Raw genomic sequence first — 20,543 nt, forward strand, 5'->3', positions numbered from 1 at the left:
TTGGGTAATTCAGGACGTCGAAGCGGCCTTCTGGGCCAGCTTTCGTAGTCGCCATCGCTCCCGTCCCCAGGTGACGGCGTTGGGAGCGAGCACGGAGATGATCAGGAGCCCGCCGGTCACGAGCATGAGCGTGTCCGGCGCGACGTCGTCGAGGATCAGCGCGTTGCGGATGACGCCGACCAGCAGCACCGCGACGATGACGCCGGGCAGCGTGCCCCGGCCGCCGAAGATCGAGACGCCACCGAGCAGCACCGCCGCGACGACGGTCAGCTCCAGCCCGTTCGCGTTGTCGGCGCGGGCGCTGGAGAAGCGGAACGTGTAGATGATCGCCGCCAGGCCGGCGAACGCACCGGACGCGACGAACAGCCAGAACGTGATCCGCTTGACCCGGATGCCGGCGAACCGCGCGGCTTCCTTGTTCGAACCGATCGCGTAGAGCGAGCGGCCGATCGGGGTCGCGTGCAGGAGGATGCCGACGATGATCGCGAGGATGATCACCAGCACCGTGGGGTTGGGAATCGGGAGGCTGCCGATCGTCTTGCTGGTCCAGCTCGTGTAGTCGACCGGGAAGTCGGCTACGGCCTTGTCTCCGAGCAGGACGTACGCCAGGCCCCGGTAGAGCGCGAGCGTACCGATCGTCACCGCGAGGCTCGGCAGGCCGAGCACGGTGACCAGGAACCCGTTGAGCGCTCCGGCGACGGCGCCGACCAGGATCGTGATCGGGATGATCGTCTCGATCGAGAGGCCGGCGTTCCAGAGCACGCCCATCAGCGCGCTGCACATGCCGAGGTTGGACGCGATCGACAGGTCGATCTCGCCGATCACCACCAGCAGCGTGAGCGTCAGCGACAGGATCGCGATCTCGACGATGTCGAGCTGAGCGTTGGTCAGGTTGAACGAGTCGGCGAAGCCCTCGACGCCGAACGAGGCCGCCAGCACCGCGAAGATCAGCAGCGCGGTGATCGCGCCTTCCCAGGACAGCAGCCGACGCAGCGGCGAGTGCTCGGCGAAGGCCGACGGCCGCGGCTCGGACGTCTCCTTCGGAGGGAGAACCGTGGTGCTCATCGGCGGGTGCTCCCCTCGGAGACGTTGGTGGCCACGGCAGGCTCGTCTGCCGGTGGGGGTGGTGGCGCGGCCCCGTTGCCGTTGGGCACGGTCGTGGCGCCTCGGCTCGCGCTGGCCCGCAGGGCACGTTCGGCGCGGATCGCCAGCACCCGGTCGATCGTGATCGCGAGCAGCAGCAGCGCGCCGGTGATGGCCCGCTCCCACAGCGCTTCGACCTTCAGGACGACCAGCGCGCTTCCGATCGTGGAGAGCAGCAGCGCACCGAGCGCCGCGCCGACCACGGTTCCGCTACCACCGAAGATCGCGACACCGCCGACGACGACCGCGGCCACGACGTTCAGCTCGAAACCGGTCGCCGCGGTGGCGTCGATCGTGCCGAACCGGGCGGCCCAGAGCACACCGGCCAGACCGGAGAGCGCACCGGTGAGCACGAACGAGACGAACAGCCGCCGCCCGACCGGGATACCGGCCAGCCGGGCCGCGTCCGGGTTGGAGCCGATCGCGTACAGCTCGCGGCCCGAGCGCAGGTTGCGCATGCCCCAGGCCGCGGCGGCGAGCAGGACCAGCGCGATGAGCGGAAGGATCGGGATACCGGCGATCGAGCCGCTACCGATCTTCAGGAACGCCGAGGGCATGTCCGCGGCGTTGACCTGCCGCCCGCCGGCCAGCCAGTAGTCGATGCCCCGGAACACGTACATCGTCCCGAGCGTCACCACCAGCGCCGGAATGCGGCAGACCGCGACCAGCACACCGTTGACCACACCGCAGACCGCGCCGATCACGATGCCGACGGCGAACGCGACCACGATCGGGATGTCGTGGTCGGCGAAGAGCAGACCGGTGACGAACGCGGAGAGCCCGAGGACCGACCCGACCGACAGGTCGATGTTGCGGGTCACGACGACGAGCGTCTGGCCGACGGCCAGCAACGCGACGATCGCGGTGTTGAGCAGGATGTCCTTGAGGCTCTGCACCCCGATGAACCGCGGGTTGACGATCGCGGTCGCACCGAACAGCAAGAACAGGGCGACGAGGAGCCCGAGCTCGCGGGCCTTGGCCAACCGGCCGAGGAGCGCGGCGGCGGAACGCTGCTTCTCTACGACTGCCGTGGTCATGCTGCCCTCCGCCCGACGGCCGCGGAAAGCACGGTCTCCTCGGTCGCGTCGGCGCGGTCGAACTCGGCGGCGAGCCGGCCTTCCCGCATCACGAGCACGCGATCGGCCATGCCGAGCACCTCCGGAAGCTCTGACGAGATCATCAGCACCGCGACGCCCTCGGATGCCAGCTGCGAGAGCAGCCGGTGGACCTCGGCCTTGGTGCCGACGTCGATGCCCCGCGTCGGCTCGTCCACGATCAGGACCTTCGGCTGCGTCGCCAGCCACTTGGCGAGGACGACCTTCTGCTGGTTACCGCCGGACAGCACGCCGACGGCGTCGGACAGCCGCCGGTACTTCAGCTGCAGGCGGGTCGACCACTCCTTGGCGCGGGCCCGTTCCGCCCGGCCGCTGAGCAGGCCGAAGCGCGCCAGCCCGCCCATCTGCGTCATCGTGGCGTTGCGCTCGATCGAGAGCTCCATGACCAGGCCCTGCTGGCGACGGTCCTCGGGGACCAGCGCGATCCCGGCGTCGATCGCCGCGGTGGGGCGCCCAGCCTTCAGCGACGAACCCCGGACCGTGACCGACCCGGCGTCGTACTTGTCGATACCGAAGACGCACCGGGCGATCTCGCTGCGGCCGGAGCCGACCAGGCCCGCCAGCGCGACGATCTCCCCGGCGCGCACCTCGAACGAGACGTCGGTGAAGACGCCCTCGCGGGTGAGCCGCTCGACCTTCAGCGCGACCTCACCGGGCGTGGTGTCGATCTTCGGGAACAGCGCGTCCAGGTCGCGGCCGACCATCCGGCGGACCAGCTCGTCCTCGGTCACGTCGGCCAGCGGATCGGCCGAGACGAACTTGCCGTCGCGCAGCACCGTGACCCGGTCGCAGAGCGCGTAGACCTCGTCGAGCCGGTGCGAGATGAAGACCAGGGCGGCGCCGTCTTCGCGGAGCGTGCGGGCGACCGTGAACAGCCGCTCGACCTCGCGGGAGGACAGCGCGGCGGTCGGCTCGTCCATGATGATGACGCGCGCGTTGAGCGAGAGCGCCTTCGCGATCTCGACGAGCTGCTGATCGGCGATCGAGAGGCCGCTGGCCGGACGGTCGGGATCGAGCGCGACGCCGAGCCGGGCGAACAGGGCCTCGACCTGCGTCCGCATGGCCTTGCGGTCGATCGCGCGGAAGCGGCCGAGCGGCTGGCGGCCCATGAAGACGTTCTCGGTCACCGAGAGGTCACCGAAGAGCGTCGGCTCCTGGTAGATCACCGCGATGCCGGCGTCGCGCGCGGCGGCCGGGTCGGCGAACGTGACCTCTTCGCCGTCGAGCCGGACGACGCCGGTGTCGGGCCGGTGGACGCCCGCCAGGATGCGGACCAGGGTGGACTTACCGGCGCCGTTCTCACCCATGAGGGCGTGCACCTCACCGGGGTACAGGTCGAGCGAGACGCCGTCGAGCGCACGTAACGCTCCGAACGTCTTGCCCACCCCTTCGAGGGAGAGCAGCGGCCGGGAGGGCTCGCTGTGGGACACGGGACACGCTCCGTTGCAGGTCTTCCCGATGAGGGGAATGAATCGTTTCAACGCGGTGGCGCTGACCGTACGAGTGAGCGCCATCACGTGTCAATGGTTTCGCCTGCGTGACATTCTCGTGACCCTGGCGGTTAACGGGCGATGGCGCTGCGAGCACCGCTCGCAATCGGTTGAGACGTTTCAAAAAGGTTCGGGCAACCAGTACGCTCCGGCGCAGGCCGCGCCACCGGAGACAAAGGCCGCGTACAGGAGGCACCCATGGGGACGACGAGCATCCGCGAAGTCGCGGAGCGAGCCGGCGTGTCGGTCGGCACCGTCTCCAACGTGCTCAACCGCCCGGACGCGGTGGCTCCGGCGACCCGCGAGCGGGTCCGGCGCGCGATCGACGAGCTCGGCTTCGTCCGCAACGAGTCCGCGCGACACCTGCGCGCCGGCCGCAGCCGGACCCTGGGCCTGGTGGTCCTCGACGTCACGAACCCGTTCTTCACCGACGTCGCCCGCGGGGTCGAGGACGCCGCGAACGAGGCCGGGCTCGCGGTCATCCTCTGCAACTCCGACGAGCGCCGGGACAAGGAGCAGGCCTACCTCGACCTGCTCGAGGAGCAGCGCGTCCAGGGTGTGCTGATCACCCCGGTCGACGTCGACGGCGACCGCCTGACCCGGATGCGTCAGCGTGGTGTGCCGGTCGTGCTGGTCGACCGGCACGCGGGCGAGGGTGACCACTGCTCGGTCGCGGTGGACGACGTCCTCGGCGGCGAGCTGGCCGCCGCGCACCTCCGCGACCTCGGCCACGAGCGCATCGCCTACGTCAGCGGACCGATGAGCCTGGCCCAGTGCGCGGACCGCTACCGGGGCGCGCTCGCGGGCGGCGACATGGAGATCATCGCCGGGGCGGCGTTGAACGTGGCGTCCGGCCGGGATGCCGGCGAGCGGCTGCTCGGCCTGCGCACCCCGCCGACCGCCGTGTTCTGCGCGAACGACCTGCTCGCGCTCGGCGTCCTGCAGGTGATGGTGGCGCGAGGGCTGTCGGTGCCCGGCGACCTGTCGATCGTCGGGTACGACGACATCGAGTTCGCCGCCGCGGCGGCGGTGCCGCTCAGCTCCGTGCGCCAGCCCCGCCACCTGCTGGGACGCACGGCCGCGGAGTTACTCCTGGCCGAGGCCGACGCCACCGATACGCACGTCCACCGCCAGGTGCGCTTCTCCCCCGAGCTGGTCGTCCGCGCCTCCAGCGGACCGCCCAAAGCGGCTGATTAACGTCAACTGGACCGTTTGATGTCCAGGAAGTGTCAGGGATCTAGCTCTGTGATTAAGAGCATGTACTAAGCAACTTTGCAGATCCTGAAAATTAGTAGACCGTAAGAGCTGTGAGCAGCGACGATGCGGAGCCTCCCGAACCCAGCACCCTCACCTGCGCACTGAGTACTAGTTTGCATTGCGCAGTAGTGTGTGCCGCGTAGGAGGTGACGGATGAGCTCCCTGCGATTACTTCTTCTTCCTGGGACCTCGATGGTCGCGTCGTCGGCCGGCAACACGTTGCTGCGCCGTGCGCTCCGGGAGATCCCGCTCGTTGCCGTGCTGTATCTGGCTTACATGGGCGGGCGGCTCCTCGCGTCGCACCACACCGGCACCGCGTTCAGCCACGCCGAGTCGGTCTGGGACTTCGAGCGGCTGATCGGGTTACCCAGCGAGTACACCGTTCAGCAGGCCGCGCTGCACTGGTCATGGCTGGTGGAGGCGATGGGCGTCTACTACGCCCGGGTCCACTTCCCCGCGACCGCCGCGGTGCTGATCTGGCTGTTCGTGCGGCGGCCGTCGGCGTATCCGTGGTTCCGCTGGACGCTCGCGCTGCTGACCGGCCTGGCTCTGATCGGGCACGTGCTCTACCCGCTGGCGCCGCCGCGGATGCTCACCGGCCACGGCATGATCGACACCGCCCACGTCTACGGCCAGTCCGTCTACGGGCCGGTCGGCACCGGCCTGGCCAACCAGTTCGCCGCGATGCCGTCGTTACACGTGGCCTGGGCCGTGCTGGTCGCGATCGCGCTGGTCCGGACGCTGCGCAGCCGCTGGCGGTGGCTCGCGGTCGCGCACCCGGTGATCACCGTGATCGTCGTCGTGGTGACCGGCAACCACTACTGGCTGGACGGCATCATCGGGTGCGCGCTGCTGCTCGTCGCGCTGGCCGTGGTGCGGCCCAGCGCCGCCCGTACGAAGGCCATCGCGGTGGCTCGGGAGCACGTCTGGCCGTTCGTCCGCTTCGTCGTCGTGGGGAGCGCGTCGACGCTGCTCTCGTCGGTGATCTTCGTTCCGCTGCTGGTCGTCATGCCGTCCGCGGCCGCGAACACCGTCGCCGCGATCATCTCGACGCTGGCCTCGAACGAGGCGCACCGGTCCTGGACGTTCCGCAGCGACCGGCGCGGCCTGCCCGCCCGGATCGCCGCGGCCGGCACCGTCCTGCTCTCGTACCTGGTGACCACCGGCGCGCTGCTCGTCCTCGACCTGACGGTGACCGACGCGAGCACCGGGCTGAAGCTGACCGTCATGCTCGCCGCGTCCGCGGTCGGCGGCCTGGCGCGCTACCTGCTGCTCGGCACGAAGATCTTCCCCGCGGCACGGATCCCGGCCAAGGCCAATGCCCCGCAACCCGAGGCCCGCCAGACCGAGGCCCGCCAGACCGAAGCGCTTCAGTCCGAACCGCTTCAGGCAGGCGGCGTCGGCAGCCCGGCCAGCACGCAGCCGAGCGCACTGTCGATGGCCTCTTCCAGCGCACCCTGATCGCAGCGCTCCGGCGCGAGCGACATCACGGTCGCGCCGAGCGCCGCCACCGCCACCGAGGCGACGAGCCGCGGATAGGCGTCCCGCTCGGCGTCGAGACCGGAGCGGCGGGCGACGTCCTCGGCCAGCACCCGGCCGAACCCGCGGAACAGCTCGTGCGCCAGCGGCATCAGGTGCGGTTCGCCCCGCAGGATGCGCGCCCGCAGCAGCGTCCGCTCCCGGTGGCGCACGTCCTGCTGCAGGCCGATCGCGTGCAGCGCGGCCCGCAGCGCCACCAGCGGATGCTGCCCGTCCGGCTGGGCGGCGAGCGCGGCGGCCAGGTCGTCCGCCTGGCCGCTGAGGTCCCCGACCAGCACGTCCCGCTTCGTCGGGAAGTGGTAGTGGAACGACCGGACGCTCACCCCAGCGGCGGCAGCGATCTCGTCGACCGTGGTGGTTTCGTAGCCCTTCGTCGCGAAGAGCCAGAGGGCGGCGTCCTCGATGACCTGGCGGTTGGCCAGTCGACGCTCGACGCGTCGATCGGGCCGCCGCTCGCTCCGAAGTCCGTCGTCCGCCATCTCGCCGTCCATCGTGCCATGGGCACCCCGCCCCTAAACCTCGTCGATGAGATCCGCCACCGACTCGAGGATGCGGGAGGGACGGAAGGGGAACCGGTTGACGTCCCCGGCCTGAGTGACGCCGGTGAGCACCAGCACGGTCTCCAGCCCGGCCTCCATGCCGGCTATCACGTCCGTGTCCATGCGGTCACCGATCATGACCGTGCTCTCGCTGTGCCCGTCGACCGCGTTCAGCGCCGACCGCATCATCAGCGGGTTCGGTTTCCCGACGAAGTACGGCTCGACACCGGTGGCCTTGCTGATCAGCGCCGCCACGGCCCCCGTGGCCGGCAGCGCGCCCTCGTGCGACGGCCCGGTGGGGTCGGGGTTGGTGGCGATGAAGCGGGCGCCGCGGTCGATCAGCCGGATCGCGGTCGTGATCGCCTCGAAGCTGTAGTTGCGGGTCTCCCCCAGCACGACGTAGTCGGGCTCGGCGTCGGTGAGGATGTAGCCGATCTCGTGGAGTGCGGTGGTGAGCCCGGCCTCGCCGACGACGTGCGCGGTACCGCCCGGACGCTGGTCGTCGAGGAAGCGCGCGGTGGCCAGCGCCGAGGTCCAGATCGACTCCGGCGGCACCGCGATGCCCGCCCGCTGCAGTCGCGCCGAGAGGTCACGCGGCGTGTAGATCGAGTTGTTCGTCAGCACGAGGTGCGGACGGCCCTTCTCGACCAGCCGACCGAGGAACTCCGGGGCGCCGGGAACCGGGACGCCCTCGTGGACGAGCACCCCGTCCATGTCCATCAGCCAGCACTCGATGCTCTTGCGCGAGGTCATGCCCCAAGCATGAGGTATCCCACGCCTCGACGCCCTCGCGGGTACGGTGAGGCCGTGACCGATCAAGCCCGCGACCCCGTCGCCGACCTGCGGCGGATCGCGTTCCTGCTGGAGCGGGCGCACGAGGCGACCTACCGGGTGCGGGCCTTCCGCTCGGCGGCCGCGGCGGTCGCGAAACTGGACGAGGCCGACCTGCGCGAGCGCGCGGAGGCCGGGACGCTCAAGCAGTTGCCGGGCATCGGCGAGGTGACCGCCCGCTGCGTGGCCGAGTCGCTGACCGGCGAGGTGCCGGTGTACCTGCGGCGGCTGGAGGCCACCGCGGGTAGCTCGGTGGACGAGGCGGGCAGCGCGCTCCGGGCCCTGCTGCGCGGTGACTGCCATACGCACTCGGACTGGTCGGACGGCGGCTCGCCGATCCGGGAGATGGCCGAGGCCGCCCGCGACATCGGCCACGAGTACGTCGTCCTCACCGATCATTCGCCGCGGCTGACCGTCGCCAACGGGTTGAGCGCGGACCGGCTGCGCAAGCAGCTGGACGTGGTGGCCGAGCTGAACGCCGAGCTCGCGCCGTTCCGGATCCTCACCGGCATCGAGGTCGACATCAACGAGGACGGCAGCCTCGACCAGGAGGACGAGTTGCTGGCCGAGCTCGACCTGGTTGTGGCCAGCGTGCACTCGAAGCTGCGGGCACCGGCGGACGTGATGACCAAGCGGATGCTGGCCGCGATCGAGAACCCGCACACCGACGTGCTCGGGCACTGCACCGGGCGGCTGGTCACCGGCCGGGAGAAGACCGGCCAGGGCAAGCGTCCGGAGAGCCAGTTCGACGCCGACGCGGTGTTCGCGGCGTGCGCGGAGCGCGGTGTCGCGGTCGAGATCAACTCCCGCCCGGAGCGGCTCGACCCGCCGAAGCGCCTGTTGCGGCTCGCGGTCGAGGCCGGATGCCACTTCGCGATCGACACCGACGCGCACGCGCCTGGGCAGCTGGACTGGCAGCCCTACGGCTGTGCCCGGGCCGCGGCGTGCGGCGTCGACCCGGCAACGGTGATCAACACCTGGGCCGCCGACGACCTACTCGCCTGGGCGGGCCGTTCGGCCTCCCCAGGGCGAGGCTGACGTCCGTCGCAGGGAGGGCCGCGACCGCTCCTTTGGTCGCAACCGACCGAGACGGCCGTCAGCGTCGTTCTGGGGAGGCCGTTCGTGCCACTGATAGGGCCCAGGCGATAAGCGGTGCCTGGAACGGCAGGCGCCCGTAGGCGATCGCCTTGTACTGCGTGTTCGACGTCTTCCGCGCGTCCAGCGCCATCTGCACGTTGGCCGGGTAGACGGCGACGAACAGCGCCGCGGACGCCAGCGCACCCACGCGACGGGTCTTCGGCACCGCGACCAGCGCCGCGCAGGCCAGCTCGGCCGCACCACTGAGCGCGACCAGCGCCTCCGGGTACGGCAGGGCCTTGGGGATGATCCGGGCGAACGGTTTCGGGGCGACGAAGTGCAGGGCGCCCATCGTCCCGAGTCCTGCGGCCAATAACGCCGGGGACGCCTTCTTCCAACGAGATGCCATTCGCGGATTCTGTCCCATCCGTTCGGCACCCGCTGGGACCGTGTGCGAACTCACGTTCGCTCACCCCTCGGGCACCGAGCGTCCTCCCCCGGTGTCGTACCGTGGAAGGCGTGCTGCTGGGTCAGGAGGACGGAACGCTGCGCGACAATCCGGACACGATGATCATCGTCGTGTTCGTCATCCTGGCGGGCCTCCTGCTGAACTGGGCGCAGCGCAAGTGGATGCCGGGAATGTCGCGCCGAAACCGGATCTTCGTGATCGGGGTCGGCGCCCTGGTCCTCGGCGGCTTCTTCTACGGCTACCTCTTCGACGTCGCCGCGGCGTAGCAGTCCCGCCACACACCGGTCATAGTTGCGGGATGGGCCCGTACGTGGAGGCGGTGGCGTATGCGTGAGGTGCTCGACGACCTGTACGCGTGGTGGGAAGCCGGCGAGTCGGTCGGCGTCGGCACCGTCATCGCGACCTGGAAGAGCGCGCCCCGGCCGGCCGGAGCCTCGATGCTCGTCGGCGCGGACGGCACCGCGGTCGGCAGCGTCTCCGGCGGCTGCGTCGAGGGCGCGGTCTACGAACGGGCGACCGAGACGATCGAGACCGGTACGCCGAGCCTGGAGCGGTACGGCGTGTCCGACGACGACGCGTTCGCGGTCGGACTCACCTGCGGCGGCATCCTCGACATCTGGGTCGAGCGGATCGACCGCGCCTCATACCCCGAGTTCGGCGAGGTCGTGGCGTCGATCCGCGGCGGCGCACCGGTCGCGGTCGTGACCTGCGTCGCCAGCACCGCGGCCCCGACCGGCGACGACCGGGTCGGCCGCCGCCTGGTGGTGTGGCCGGACCGGGTCGCGGGCACGCTCGGCTCGGACCGCTTGGACGAGGCGGTGACCGACGACGTCCGCGGCCTGCTGGCCACCGGCCGGACCGCGACCGTCCACTACGGCCACGACGGCGAGCGCCGCGGTGACGACCTGACGCTGTTCGTCTCGAGCTTCGCTCCGCGACCGCGGATGATCGTGTTCGGCGCGATCGACTTCGCGGCCGCGCTGGCCCGGATCGGGTCGTTCCTCGGCTACCGCGTGACGGTCTGTGACGCTCGGCCGGTCTTCGCCACCAAAAAACGCTTTCCGGACGCCGAAGAGGTGGTCGTGGAGTGGCCGCACCGGTACCTCAAAGCCGAGGCGGACGCCGGGCGGGTGGACGAGCGCGCGGTGCTGTGCGTCCTCACCCACGACCCGAAGTTCGACGTACCGGTGCTGGAGGTCGCGCTGCGGCTCCCCACGGCCTACGTCGGCGCGATGGGTTCCCGCCGCACCCACCACGACCGGCTCCAGCGGCTGCGCGAAGCCGGTCTGACCCCGGAGGAGACCGCCCGCCTGGCGTCGCCGATCGGCCTCGACCTCGGGGCGAGAACCCCGGAGGAGACCGCGGTGAGCATCGCCGCCGAGATCGTCGCCGGGCGATGGGGCGGCACCGGGGCGCGGCTGTCCACGATGCACGACGCGATACACCGGGACACGGAGTCGGAACGTTCCGTTGCGCCATGAGTGCGACGAGTCACTCTTTCCCAGAGGTCTTCGCCGCCCGGCCGCGTCGCCCCGACCGCAGGAGCCTTAGGGTAGGCCCGAATCACTGCGGTGCCTGAGGAGGAACTCCCATGGCGTACGGCCTGAGCAAGACGGTCGGTGGCCCCATCCTCCACCTGGCGTTCCGTCCCTGGGTCGAAGGCAAGGAGCACGTCCCGGCCACCGGCGCGGCGATCCTCGCCTCCAACCATCTCTCGATCATGGACTCGGTGTTCGTCCCGCTGGTCCTCGACCGCGACGTCGTTTATGTCGCGAAGCAGGAGTACTTCACTGGTAAGGGTCCGATCAACCGGCTCACCGCGCGGTTCATGCGCGGCGCCGGGCAGGTCCCGGTGAACCGGGGCAACAACCGGGCCGCCCAGGAGGCGTTGGACGCGAGCCTGGAGGTGCTGCGCGCGGGCGGTCTGTTCGGCATCTACCCGGAGGGCACCCGCTCCCCCGACGGGCGGCTCTACCGCGGCCGGACCGGTGTCGCCTGGCTCGCGCTCACCGCCGACGTCCCGGTCGTCCCGGTCGCGATGATGAACACCGAGCGGGCGCTGCCGCCCGGCCGGACGGTCCCCCGCCCGGTGCGGGTCGGGATCCGGTTCGGCGAGCCGATGACGTTCGAGGAGCACAAGGGCCAGGCAGGCAAGGCCAAGGCGCGCCGCGCGGTCACCGACCGAATCGTAGCGGCGATCGGTGCCCTGTCCGGCCAGGAGTACGTTCCCCATTACGCTCCGAAGCGAGAAGGGGCTCCGGGGGCCCCGAAGCAGAACACAGATTCTGATGCCGGCGCCTGACCGCCCGCGGTCGCTGTACCACCGCACGGCGGCGCAGCGGGCGGGAGAGGACCAGATGCTGGAGAACACGCCCTGGTCGCTCACGATCGAACAGATCGGGAGCGAGATCGTGCTGCGCGCTTCCGGTGCGCTCGACCTCGACACCGCCGGTCAGGTGCGGTCGGCGGCCACGTCGGCGCTCCGCACGGCTGCGCCCTCGCCGACGCTCACCGTCGACCTCGCCGAGGTGACGTTCCTCGACTCGACCGGCCTGGGCATGCTCGTGACGCTCTGGCACGAGGCACGCAACGTCGGCGGAAAGTTCCAAGTGGCCCGGCCGTCGCCCGCGGCGCTCCGGATCCTCCAGATCACCGGTGTCGACGCACTCTTCGACCTCGCGTAGGCGTCCATAGCTCGACCTGCGGCGCGATCAGCGTCACGGACCTCGGTAGGCCTCTCCGCGACCGGGGGGCGGCCGGGTAGCCTCGGGGTGTGCGGTCGCTCCTACTCTCCCGGCGATGGCTGGTTCGCCACGCAGTGGCGATCGTGCTGATCGGCGTCTTCCTCGGGCTCGCCTGGTGGCAGTGGGGCCGCGCGCAGTCGCTCACCGGCAGCGCCCAGAACATCGGCTACGCCCTGCAATGGCCGGCGTTCGCCGCGTTCGTCTGCTACGTCTGGTATCGGATGCTGCGGATCGAACTTCGCCCTACGGCCGAATCGGACCCGCCTCAAACCAATTCGGACGACGCTGCACCGCGGCCTCGCACGGTCCAGGTCCGGCGGCACTACCGGCCGACCACGGCAGAGCCCGCGGAGCCGTCCGACGAGCAGCTCGACGCGTACAACGCCTACCTCGCCACGCTCAACGCGCCCGCGACACCCCCTGAAGACCCCGCAGCCCGGAGGACCGCCCCGTGAACCCCTCAGTGAAGTCGGCGCTGACCCGCTTCCGGATCGCCGCCTACGTGGTGGGCGTGGGCCTGCTCGTGCTGGTGCTCGTCGCGATGCCGCTGAAGTACATCGGCGACACCCCGGAGCTGAGCGCGGTGGTCAGCCCGATCCACGGCTTCCTCTACATGGTGTACCTCGCGGTGACGCTCGATCTGGCGCTCCGGCTGCGCTGGTCGGTGCGGAAGATCATCGGCGTCATGCTCGCCGGCACGGTTCCGTTCCTCTCGTTCGTGATCGAGCACCGGGTCCACCGCCAGGTGCTCGACCAGCTCGAATCGCGCAACGAGGTTCACGCGTCCGCGTAAGACGTCACCACGGCCAGGTCCAGGGGAAACTTCACCGGCGTCGGGCCGAACAGCAGCTGACGTGCCTCGTCGGCGGCCGCGAGAACCGCGCTCCGCACGTCGTCCGCGGCCTCCGCGCGGCAGTGCACGACCACCTCGTCGTGCTGGAAGAACACCAGCCGGGCGCCGCCCGGATCGGTCGGCCCAGGCGGAAGCGAATTCAATCGCCGGCGCAAGCCGGCGAGCAGGATCAACGCCCACTCCGCCGCGGTCGCCTGCACCAGGAAGTTCCTGGTGAAGCGGCCGCGGGCCGCCTGCCGCGCGGCGCTGTCGCCGGCTTCGCCCTCCTCGATGTCGGTCGTCGGCAACGACCCGGTAGCCGGTGGACACGTGCGGCCGAGCTGCGACCGCACCAGCCGCCCCTCCTCCCCGGCCCGCGCCGCGGCGTCGACCGCCGCCAGCGCGTCCGGGAACCGGCGGCGGAGCACGTGCGCCAACCGGCCGCCCTCGCCGCTGGTCTGGCCGTAGAGCGCGCCCAGCATGCCGAGTTTGGCCCGGGCACGGTCGTGGTCGAACGCGTCGGCGGCCAGCGCGGTGTAGAGGTCGCCCGCCGCGGCGGCTTCGGCCATCCGCCGGTCACCGGAGAGCGCGGCGAGGACCCGCGGCTCCAGCGCCGCGGCGTCCGCCACCACGAGTACGTGCCCCGGGTCGGCCACCACCGCCTGCCGGACCACCTTGGGCAGCTGGAGCGCGGCACCACCGCGGGTGGCCCACCGCCCGGAGACGACACCGCCGGGCACGTACTCCGGGCGCATCCGCCCGCCGGAGACCCAGGTGTCCTGCCAGGCCCAGCCGTTGGCCGCGAACAGCCGGGACAGCTCCTTGTAGGCGAGGATCGGCGCGACGGCCGGGTGGTCGACGCGCTTGAGCACCCAGGAGCGGGTCGACGGGATCTGGATGCCCGCCCGCCCGAAGGCCCGGACCACGTCGGCGGGGGCGTCCGGGTTGACCGGCATCCCGCCGAACGCCACGCGTACCTCGGCCGCGATCTCGTGCAGCCGCGCCGGCAGGTCACCGGGGAGCGGGCGCGGCCCGAGCATCTTCTCCAGCAGCGCGTCGTGCCGCTCGACGGACCACGGCAGCCCGTCGTGCCCCATCTCGGCTGCGGCCAGCGCGCCCGCCGACTCCGCGGCCACCAGCAGCCGGAACCGCTCGGGGTGCTCGACGGCCGCGATCCGGGCCAGCTGGGCGCGATAGACCTCGGCGACCACGGCGACGTCGACGGCGTCGGCGCTCGCTTCGACGTCGGCGGCGAACAGCACCGGCTGGACGTCGCGCGGACGCGGCGGCCGATCGGGCGGGATCGGCAGGCCGCGCGCCCTGGCCAGCGCCGCCGCGAGGGACCGCGGCTCACCCCAGTGACCCTCGTAGCCGACCAGCAGCGACTCGACCAGCTCGAGGTCGTGGCAGCGCTCCACCCGCACCCCGGCCGCGAGCAGCGCGGGGTAGACCGCCGAGGCGGTGGGCCAGAGCCAGCGCGGCCGGTCGGCTCGTTCGCGGGCGGCGACCTCCCTGGCCAGCGCCGCCCCGTCAGCGCACCACCGCACGGGGCCGGCGACGTTACCCGCCGCGTCGATCTCCGCCAGCGAGCCGCCGCCGCCCCACTCCGGAACGAGCGCGATCAGCACGGCACGGATTCTCGCGCGGCCCACCGACAATTCAGGCCGACGGCGGCGGCACGATCGTGTCGATCGCGGCGAGCTCGTCGGCGGTGGGCACCCAGGCACCCGCGGCGGCGTTCGCGCGCACCTGCTCGGGCGTCATCGCGCCGGCGATGACCGAGCTGCAGCCGGGCAGCGCGGCCAGCCCGCCGATCGCGATCTCGAGCAGCGAACGTCCGGCCTCCGCGCCCCACTTCGCGAGTTCCTCGACCCGGTCGAGCTTGTCCTCGGTGATGTAACCCTCGCGGGTGGCCAGCCGGGAGTTCTCCGGCACCGCTTGCCCACGCCGCACTTTGCCGGTCAGCAGCCCGTTGGCGAGCGGGAAGTACGGCAGCACCCCGACGCCGTAGTGCAACGCCGCGGGCACGACCTCCCGCTCGACGTCACGCTCCAGCAGCGACCAGTGGTTCTGCGCGGACACGAACGGAACCGTGCCGAGTTCGTGGGCCACGTGCGCGGCCTCGGCCAGCTGCCAGCCGGTGAAGTTCGAGTGCCCGACGTACCGGACCTTTCCCGCGCGCACCAGCTCGTCCAGCGCGGCGAGCGTCTCGCTGATCGGCGTCACCGGGTCGGGCGTGTGCAGTTGCAGGAGGTCGATGTGGTCGGTCCGCAGCCGCCGCAGCGACCCCTCGACCGCCCGCCGGATGTAGGCCCGGCCACCCTTGGCCCCGGCCGCCGGGCCGTAGCCCATGTCGCTGCGCTGGTGCCCGAACTTCGTCGCGAGGACGACCTCGTCGCGGTGTCCGGCGAGCACCTCACCCAGGACGGTCTCCGAGGCTCCGCGTCCGCCGTACCCGTCGGCGGTGTCGAGCAGCGTGATGCCCGCGTCGAGCGCGGCGTCCACCACCGCACGCGTCCGCTCCACGTCCAGTCGTCCACCGAAGTTGTTGCACCCCAGGCCTACCGCCGACACCAGCAGCCCGGACGTCCCGAGAGGTAGATAGCGCATGCAACTACCTTAGGGGCCCGCCTCGCCACTCAGCCCCGGCTGCGCGCTCCTGCCCGCAGCCGCTCCGGGTCGACCTCGCGCTGCGGCCACCGCCGCAGGTACTCCGCCTCCAGGTCGCCGGTCCGGACGGTGTGAGCGTCCAGCGCGTCGTCCGAGCCGTGGCGGAGCGTCTCGTGCCGCATGTCGTGCAGACGTCGCAGTTCGCGCAGCAGATCGTCGTCGGTCAACTGCTCCGGGTCGACGCCGAGCGCTCCTGCGCCACCGCTGACCGTCATCGTGCCTCCCACGCGTCGAAAGAATCCTCGTCCGAGTCGGGAGGGATTTACCCGCCTGCCGGGCAGATACGCACTACGGCCTAGGATGTCCCCCGGGTCACGCCCCCCGCGTGACTTCCGGGTCGAGCAGGCGGCCTCCGCGCGTTTTGACGCGGCCAGGGTTCGCGGTGCTCTCACACCGGGGTCCTGCCGCAGGAGGACCTCGATGGAGAACCGCTCCACGCACAACGGCTGGCCGGGTTCGCCGAGCCGAGTCACCTGCTCCACCGCCCCCGGCCTGGTGACGATCACGCTCTCCGGAGAGATCGACCTGCTCGCCGCCGACGCCCTCGAAGCGGCGCTCGCCACCGCCGCCGACGCACAGCCCTCCGACGTCGTCGTCGACCTCACCGGTGTGACGTTCATCGGGTCGCAGGCGCTCAGTTTCCTCGTCCGGCTGCACCACCTGACCGCCGAGGAAGGGCGGCTGACGACGCTGCAGCGCGTCCCGCCGCTCGTCCGCAAGGCCATGGTCACGGTCGGCCTCGACCTGCTGTTCGCGCTCGACGGCCCGGCCGCGGAACGCTCCGAGTCCGAGCACCGCTGACCCTGACCGATCCAGTGACCCTCCGCACAGTTCCTTGATCGCGCCGGTCGGGGAGCCTGAGCCTCGACCTCGGCGATTTCGAGTCCGCGCGGAATCGGGTGACAATGGGTGCATGCTCAAGGCACTGCTGCTGGAGAACCTGCATCCGCACGCCGAGGCGATCCTCAGCGCGGCCGGCGTCGAGGTCGACGCCCGGTCCGGCGCGCTCGACGAGTCGGAACTCATCGACGCGCTGTCCGGCGTCCAACTGCTCGGCATCCGGTCGAAGACCCAGGTGAGCGAGCAGGTGCTGGAGAAGGCACCCGACCTGCTGGCGATCGGTGCGTTCTGCATCGGCACCAACCAGATCGACCTCGTCTCCGCCGCCGGACGTGGCGTCGCGGTCTTCAACGCGCCGTTCTCCAACACCCGCAGTGTCGTCGAGCTCGCGCTGGCCGAGATCGTCGCGCTCACCCGCCGGCTGACCGACAAGAACAAGGCGCTGCACGAGGGCGTCTGGGACAAGTCCGCCGAGGGCAGCCACGAGGTGCGCGGGCGCCGGCTGGGCATCGTCGGTTACGGCAACATCGGCAGCCAGCTGTCGGTGCTCGCCGAGGCGCTGGGCATGTCGGTCGGGTTCTACGACACCGCCGAGAAGCTGGCCCTGGGCAACGCTCGCCGGTACAGCAACCTCGAGGACCTGCTCGACTGGGCGGACGTCATCACGCTGCACGTCGACGGGCGGTCGGGCAACGCCGGCCTGTTCGGCGAGGCCCAGTTCAAGCGGATGCGCCCGGGCTCGATCTTCCTCAACCTGTCCCGCGGTTTCCTGGTCGACCAGGAGGCGCTGCGCGACCACATCGTCAGCGGTCACCTGGCCGGTGCCGCGGTCGACGTGTTCCCGCACGAGCCGAAGCGGCGGGGCGACGAGTTCCACTCCGACCTGCGCGGCCTGCCGAACGTCATCCTGACCCCGCACATCGGTGGCTCCACCGAGGAGGCGCAGGAGGACATCGGCCGGTTCGTCGCCGGGAAGCTGCGCAGCTTCCTGGAGACCGGGAGCACGACGCTGAGCGTCAACCTGCCGCCGCTCAACCTGGAGCCGACGCCGGGCACGCACCGGCTCGCCCACCTGCACCGCAACACGCCGGGCGTGCTGGCGACCGTCAACCGGATCCTGGCCGAGCACGGCGTCAACATCGAGGGGCAGCTGCTCAACACGCGCGGCGAGCTCGGTTACGTGGTCACCGACGTGCCCGGCGTGCTCTCGGACGACGTCCTCGCCGCGCTGGAGGCAATGCCGGAGACGGTCTGCCTGCGTCAGTTCGGCTGACGTTCGTCCGAGGGCCGGAATCGGCCCTCGGATTCCGATAACCCGGGCGACACGACGCACCGGGTTGTCCACCGTGCGTCGCCATGAAACCGTTCTGGCTGGCGAACGCTGGGCCTTCTGGTCAGGGCGCCGTCTCCTGACGACCCTTAGCTCGCCGACGAACGGTCGACCCCCGGCGAACGGAGCGGACAGCGGTGAAGCTCGCCAGGCGGACCCTGCTGCGTCGAACGCTGCAGGGCAGGCGACGGGTCTGGATCGCCGGGCCCGGTCGGTGGGTGGTCGGTGCCCTGCTGCCGATCGCCCCCGGTCTGGTCATCGCGACGACGCCCGCCGCGCAGGTGATCCCGGGTTTCCTGTTTCTCGTCGCGGTGGTCGCCGCCACCGTGATCGGAGGTCGCGGCCCCGGCCTGCTGGCGACCGTCGTGGCCACCGGCGCGCTGGTCGCCGCGGTCGAGTTGTCCACGAAGCCGCTCCCGCAGGACCAGACCAACGAATGGGTCTGGGCCGGGGTGTTCCTCGCGCTGACCGTCCTCGCGGTGGCTTGGGTCGACAACCTGCTCGGCGACGCCGCCCGCCGCGCCACCGCCGTGCTCGATCCGCTCGTCGAGGCGGCGCCGGTCGGCATCGCGCTCTTCGACCGCGACCTGCGGTTCGTCCGGGTGAACGCGGCGCTGGCCCGGCTGAGCAGGCTGTCGCCGAGCGCGCATCTGGGCCGGACGCTGGCCGACGTCATTCCGGACGTGCCGCCGGAGCTGACCGAGCAGCTCCGGTCGGTGCTCACCGTGGGCACGGTGCTGCGTCACCAGCTGCTGTCGGTCACCACGCCGGCCGGCACGTCCCGCCAGCTGATGGTGGACGCGTTCCCGGTGCGCTTGTCCGGCGGGCCGAGCGGTTCGATCACCGGCATCGGCGCGGTCGTAGCCGACATCACCGAGCGGAACCGGCTCGAGCAGCTGGAGCGGGAGACGTCCCAGTTGCAGGTGACCGCGCAGCTCAGCCACCGGCTGCTGGAGTCACAGCGGATCGCCCAGCTCGCCGGCTTCGAGGTCAGCGTGGCCGGCCAGCGGACCATCTGGTCGGAGGAGTTGTGCGCGCTGATGGGGCGCACCGAACCGCCGGTCACCGACGAGGACTTCCGCGCGCACGTCCATCCGGACGAGTTCGAGCGCCTGACTTCCGTGTACCTCCGCGCGCTCTCCACGGGTGGGCCGTTCACGGTGGAGACCCGGATGATCCGTACCGACGGCTCGGTGCGGGAGATCCTGGTGCACGGCGAGGCCGTCCGCGCGGGCAACGACCCGGACGCCGAGGTCATCGGCCTCTGGGGCGTGGTGCAGGACGTCACCGAAGCCAAGGTCACCAAGGACGAGCTGTTCGCTACGCAGGGCGAGTTGTCTGCCGCGCAAGGCGAGCTGTCCGCCACTCAGGGCGAGCTGGTTGCCGCGCAACGAGACATCGCCGAGGCACGCGCCGAGGCCAAGGCCGAGCGCCGGGTGCTGGAGCTGTTCCAGCGGGCGATGCTGCCGAAAGAGCTGCCGGACGTCCCCGGTGGTGCGCTGCGAGCCGAGTACCTCGCGGTCGCCGACCGGATCGACGTCGGGGGCGACTGGTACGACGCGTTCGCGCTGCCGGACGGGCGGATCGCGCTGTCGATCGGCGACGTCGTCGGCCATGATCAGCAGGCCGCAGCGATCATGGGCCAGGTGCGGGCGATCAACCGCGGGTACGCGCTCGAGCAGCCCGATCCGGGCGCGGTCCTCACCCGGCTGAACCGGCTCCTGATCCTCGGTTATCCGAGCGGAACGCTGGTCAGCGCGGTGACCGGCCTGTACGACCCGGGCACCGGCGTGTTGCAGTGGGCGAACGCGGGCCATCCGTATCCGCTGCTCGCCAGTCCACCGGTCCCGGGCGCGTGTCCGCAGGTGAGCGTCTTGGAGAGCAGCGACCCGATCCTCGGCGCGGCCAGTACCCGGGTCTACACGACCCGGACGCTGACGCTGCCCGAGGACGGCACGCTGCTCTGGTACACGGACGGGTTGATCGAGCGACGGTACGCCGACCTGGAGGTCGGTCAGGACAAGCTCGCCACGCTCCTGGCCCAGATCGTCGCGTCCCCGACGCCGGTGTCTGCCGATGCGGTCATCGAGGGCGTCACGAGCGGAATGGTGGCCGCCGGTGCGCTGGAGGACGACGTCTGCGTGCTCGCCCTCCAGCGCCGCGCTGACAGCAGCTGACCTGTTCGTCACGTAGGGTGGTGGTCACCGCCGCCCTTCGAGAGGACCACGTCCGCTGATGCCGCACGCCACCGCAGGGCACGTGCCCCTCGTGGTGCGCGCGGCGGCTCGGCTCGTCCTGACGCTCTGCGCGGCGCTGCTCGCGACGGCGGGCCTGGGCGTCGCAACCGCATCGCCCACCTCGGCCGCACCGTCCTCGGGGGCACCATCCTCGGGGGCCGCACCGGCCGTCGTTCGTGCCGCCGTGCACGGCGCGGTCACCGGCACCGCGAACCGACAGCGGCCGCAGAGCAGGCACGAGAACTCGGCACCGGCCTACCGCGCACACCCCGACGCCTTGCCGCTCGGGACCACGGTCACCGGCGTCGACGTCGCCGACCCGCTGCTCCCGGCCGGCCGGGCGCTGACCGGTGCGCCCACCCGCGCGCCACCGGCGCCCACCGGACTCCCCGACACCCGAGCCCCACCCACCTCCGGACACTTCTGAGCC

Annotated in this window: 22 protein-coding genes; 13 read left to right on the top strand and 9 right to left on the bottom strand. The window is 71.3% G+C overall.

The genetic code is table 11. The features are described 5' to 3' along the window. Positions 1–9: 9 nt before the first annotated feature. The 3 genes from BUB75_RS26450 to BUB75_RS26460 are packed head-to-tail and all read right to left on the bottom strand — an operon-like array spanning position 10 to position 3,688. Positions 10–1,065, bottom strand: a complete 1,056-nt coding sequence (locus BUB75_RS26450) for an ABC transporter permease (protein ID WP_084741749.1) — start codon at positions 1,063–1,065, stop codon at positions 10–12. Then, positions 1,062–2,180 (bottom strand): ABC transporter permease, encoded by a 1,119-nt coding sequence (locus tag BUB75_RS26455; RefSeq protein WP_073260512.1) that lies wholly within the window; start codon positions 2,178–2,180, stop codon positions 1,062–1,064. Before BUB75_RS26455 ends, BUB75_RS26450 begins: the two co-directional genes overlap by 4 nt. Continuing rightward, positions 2,177–3,688 carry a sugar ABC transporter ATP-binding protein gene (locus tag BUB75_RS26460; RefSeq protein WP_073260631.1) on the bottom strand — a complete coding sequence of 504 codons (1,512 nt, stop codon included), beginning with the start codon at positions 3,686–3,688 and terminating at the stop codon, positions 2,177–2,179. Before BUB75_RS26460 ends, BUB75_RS26455 begins: the two co-directional genes overlap by 4 nt. A gap of 258 nt (positions 3,689–3,946) precedes the next feature. On the opposite strand from BUB75_RS26460, the gene BUB75_RS26465 reads away from it, so the two are divergent. Together BUB75_RS26465 and BUB75_RS26470 are read left to right on the top strand one after the other, a co-directional pair. Beyond that, a complete protein-coding gene (locus BUB75_RS26465) occupies positions 3,947–4,945 on the top strand; it encodes a LacI family DNA-binding transcriptional regulator (RefSeq protein ID WP_073260513.1) in 999 nt (332 codons plus the stop codon). Positions 4,946–5,158: 213 nt separating this feature from the next. Further along, positions 5,159–6,466 (top strand): phosphatase PAP2 family protein, encoded by a 1,308-nt coding sequence (locus tag BUB75_RS26470; RefSeq protein WP_143175412.1) that lies wholly within the window; start codon positions 5,159–5,161, stop codon positions 6,464–6,466. Here the strand turns inward: BUB75_RS26470 and BUB75_RS26475 are convergent. Both BUB75_RS26475 and BUB75_RS26480 read right to left on the bottom strand, forming a co-directional pair. Beyond that, complete coding sequence (locus BUB75_RS26475) at positions 6,391–7,035, bottom strand: TetR/AcrR family transcriptional regulator (RefSeq protein WP_073260515.1); 645 nt, start codon at positions 7,033–7,035, stop codon at positions 6,391–6,393. The two genes, BUB75_RS26470 and BUB75_RS26475, sit on opposite strands and share 76 nt — an antisense overlap. 21 nt (positions 7,036–7,056) lie before the next feature. After that, positions 7,057–7,836, bottom strand: a complete 780-nt coding sequence (locus BUB75_RS26480; RefSeq protein ID WP_073260516.1) for an HAD-IIA family hydrolase — start codon at positions 7,834–7,836, stop codon at positions 7,057–7,059. 54 nt (positions 7,837–7,890) lie between these two features. Here BUB75_RS26480 and BUB75_RS26485 point away from each other — a divergent pair, with 54 nt between their 5' ends. Further along, entirely contained in the window at positions 7,891–8,952 is a 1,062-nt protein-coding gene (locus tag BUB75_RS26485) for a PHP domain-containing protein (RefSeq protein ID WP_218617772.1), read from the top strand. 58 nt (positions 8,953–9,010) lie between these two features. Here BUB75_RS26485 and BUB75_RS26490 read toward each other — a convergent pair whose 3' ends face one another. Then, positions 9,011–9,400, bottom strand: a complete 390-nt coding sequence (locus BUB75_RS26490) for a DoxX family protein (protein WP_073260518.1) — start codon at positions 9,398–9,400, stop codon at positions 9,011–9,013. Between the two features lie 110 nt (positions 9,401–9,510). Here BUB75_RS26490 and BUB75_RS26495 point away from each other — a divergent pair, with 110 nt between their 5' ends. The 6 genes from BUB75_RS26495 (at position 9,511) to BUB75_RS26520 (ending at position 12,997) form a co-directional block, all read left to right on the top strand. Beyond that, entirely contained in the window at positions 9,511–9,726 is a 216-nt protein-coding gene (locus tag BUB75_RS26495) for a hypothetical protein (protein ID WP_073260519.1), read from the top strand. A gap of 60 nt (positions 9,727–9,786) precedes the next feature. Continuing rightward, a complete protein-coding gene (locus tag BUB75_RS26500; protein WP_073260520.1) occupies positions 9,787–10,941 on the top strand; it encodes an XdhC family protein in 1,155 nt (384 codons plus the stop codon). Positions 10,942–11,051: 110 nt separating this feature from the next. Further along, complete coding sequence (locus BUB75_RS26505) at positions 11,052–11,762, top strand: lysophospholipid acyltransferase family protein (protein ID WP_073260521.1); 711 nt, start codon at positions 11,052–11,054, stop codon at positions 11,760–11,762. After that, positions 11,749–12,144, top strand: coding sequence for an STAS domain-containing protein (locus BUB75_RS26510; RefSeq protein ID WP_084741753.1), 396 nt, complete (start codon positions 11,749–11,751; stop codon positions 12,142–12,144). The genes BUB75_RS26505 and BUB75_RS26510 overlap by 14 nt, the downstream gene beginning before the upstream one ends. Before the next feature lie 89 nt (positions 12,145–12,233). Beyond that, the gene (locus tag BUB75_RS26515) at positions 12,234–12,659 is read left to right on the top strand and encodes a hypothetical protein (RefSeq protein ID WP_073260522.1); all 426 of its coding nucleotides are present in this window, start codon (positions 12,234–12,236) and stop codon (positions 12,657–12,659) included. Beyond that, positions 12,656–12,997, top strand: coding sequence for a DUF3817 domain-containing protein (locus BUB75_RS26520; protein WP_218617773.1), 342 nt, complete (start codon positions 12,656–12,658; stop codon positions 12,995–12,997). Before BUB75_RS26515 ends, BUB75_RS26520 begins: the two co-directional genes overlap by 4 nt. Here the strand turns inward: BUB75_RS26520 and BUB75_RS26525 are convergent. Genes BUB75_RS26525 through BUB75_RS26535 form a run of 3 tightly spaced genes read right to left on the bottom strand, consistent with a single transcriptional unit; the run spans position 12,982 to position 15,921 of the window. Next, entirely contained in the window at positions 12,982–14,664 is a 1,683-nt protein-coding gene (locus BUB75_RS26525) for a bifunctional 3'-5' exonuclease/DNA polymerase (protein ID WP_073260633.1), read from the bottom strand. The genes BUB75_RS26520 and BUB75_RS26525 overlap by 16 nt on opposite strands. A gap of 31 nt (positions 14,665–14,695) precedes the next feature. Then, the gene (locus BUB75_RS26530) at positions 14,696–15,646 is read right to left on the bottom strand and encodes an aldo/keto reductase (protein ID WP_073260524.1); all 951 of its coding nucleotides are present in this window, start codon (positions 15,644–15,646) and stop codon (positions 14,696–14,698) included. A gap of 29 nt (positions 15,647–15,675) precedes the next feature. Next, the gene (locus BUB75_RS26535; protein ID WP_073260525.1) at positions 15,676–15,921 is read right to left on the bottom strand and encodes a DUF6158 family protein; all 246 of its coding nucleotides are present in this window, start codon (positions 15,919–15,921) and stop codon (positions 15,676–15,678) included. A gap of 205 nt (positions 15,922–16,126) precedes the next feature. Here BUB75_RS26535 and BUB75_RS46475 point away from each other — a divergent pair, with 205 nt between their 5' ends. The 4 genes from BUB75_RS46475 to BUB75_RS26555 all read left to right on the top strand — a co-directional run bounded on the left by BUB75_RS46475 (position 16,127) and on the right by BUB75_RS26555 (position 20,540). Further along, positions 16,127–16,507, top strand: coding sequence for an STAS domain-containing protein (locus BUB75_RS46475; protein ID WP_073260526.1), 381 nt, complete (start codon positions 16,127–16,129; stop codon positions 16,505–16,507). Between the two features lie 112 nt (positions 16,508–16,619). Beyond that, entirely contained in the window at positions 16,620–17,819 is a 1,200-nt protein-coding gene (serA, locus tag BUB75_RS26545; protein WP_073260527.1) for a phosphoglycerate dehydrogenase, read from the top strand. Positions 17,820–18,013: 194 nt separating this feature from the next. Then, entirely contained in the window at positions 18,014–20,053 is a 2,040-nt protein-coding gene (locus tag BUB75_RS26550) for a SpoIIE family protein phosphatase (RefSeq protein WP_073260528.1), read from the top strand. Between the two features lie 58 nt (positions 20,054–20,111). Beyond that, positions 20,112–20,540, top strand: coding sequence for a hypothetical protein (locus BUB75_RS26555; RefSeq protein ID WP_073260529.1), 429 nt, complete (start codon positions 20,112–20,114; stop codon positions 20,538–20,540). Positions 20,541–20,543: the final 3 nt, after the last annotated feature.

Source organism: Cryptosporangium aurantiacum, assembly GCF_900143005.1.
Taxonomy (GTDB): Bacteria; Actinomycetota; Actinomycetes; order Mycobacteriales; family Cryptosporangiaceae; genus Cryptosporangium; species Cryptosporangium aurantiacum.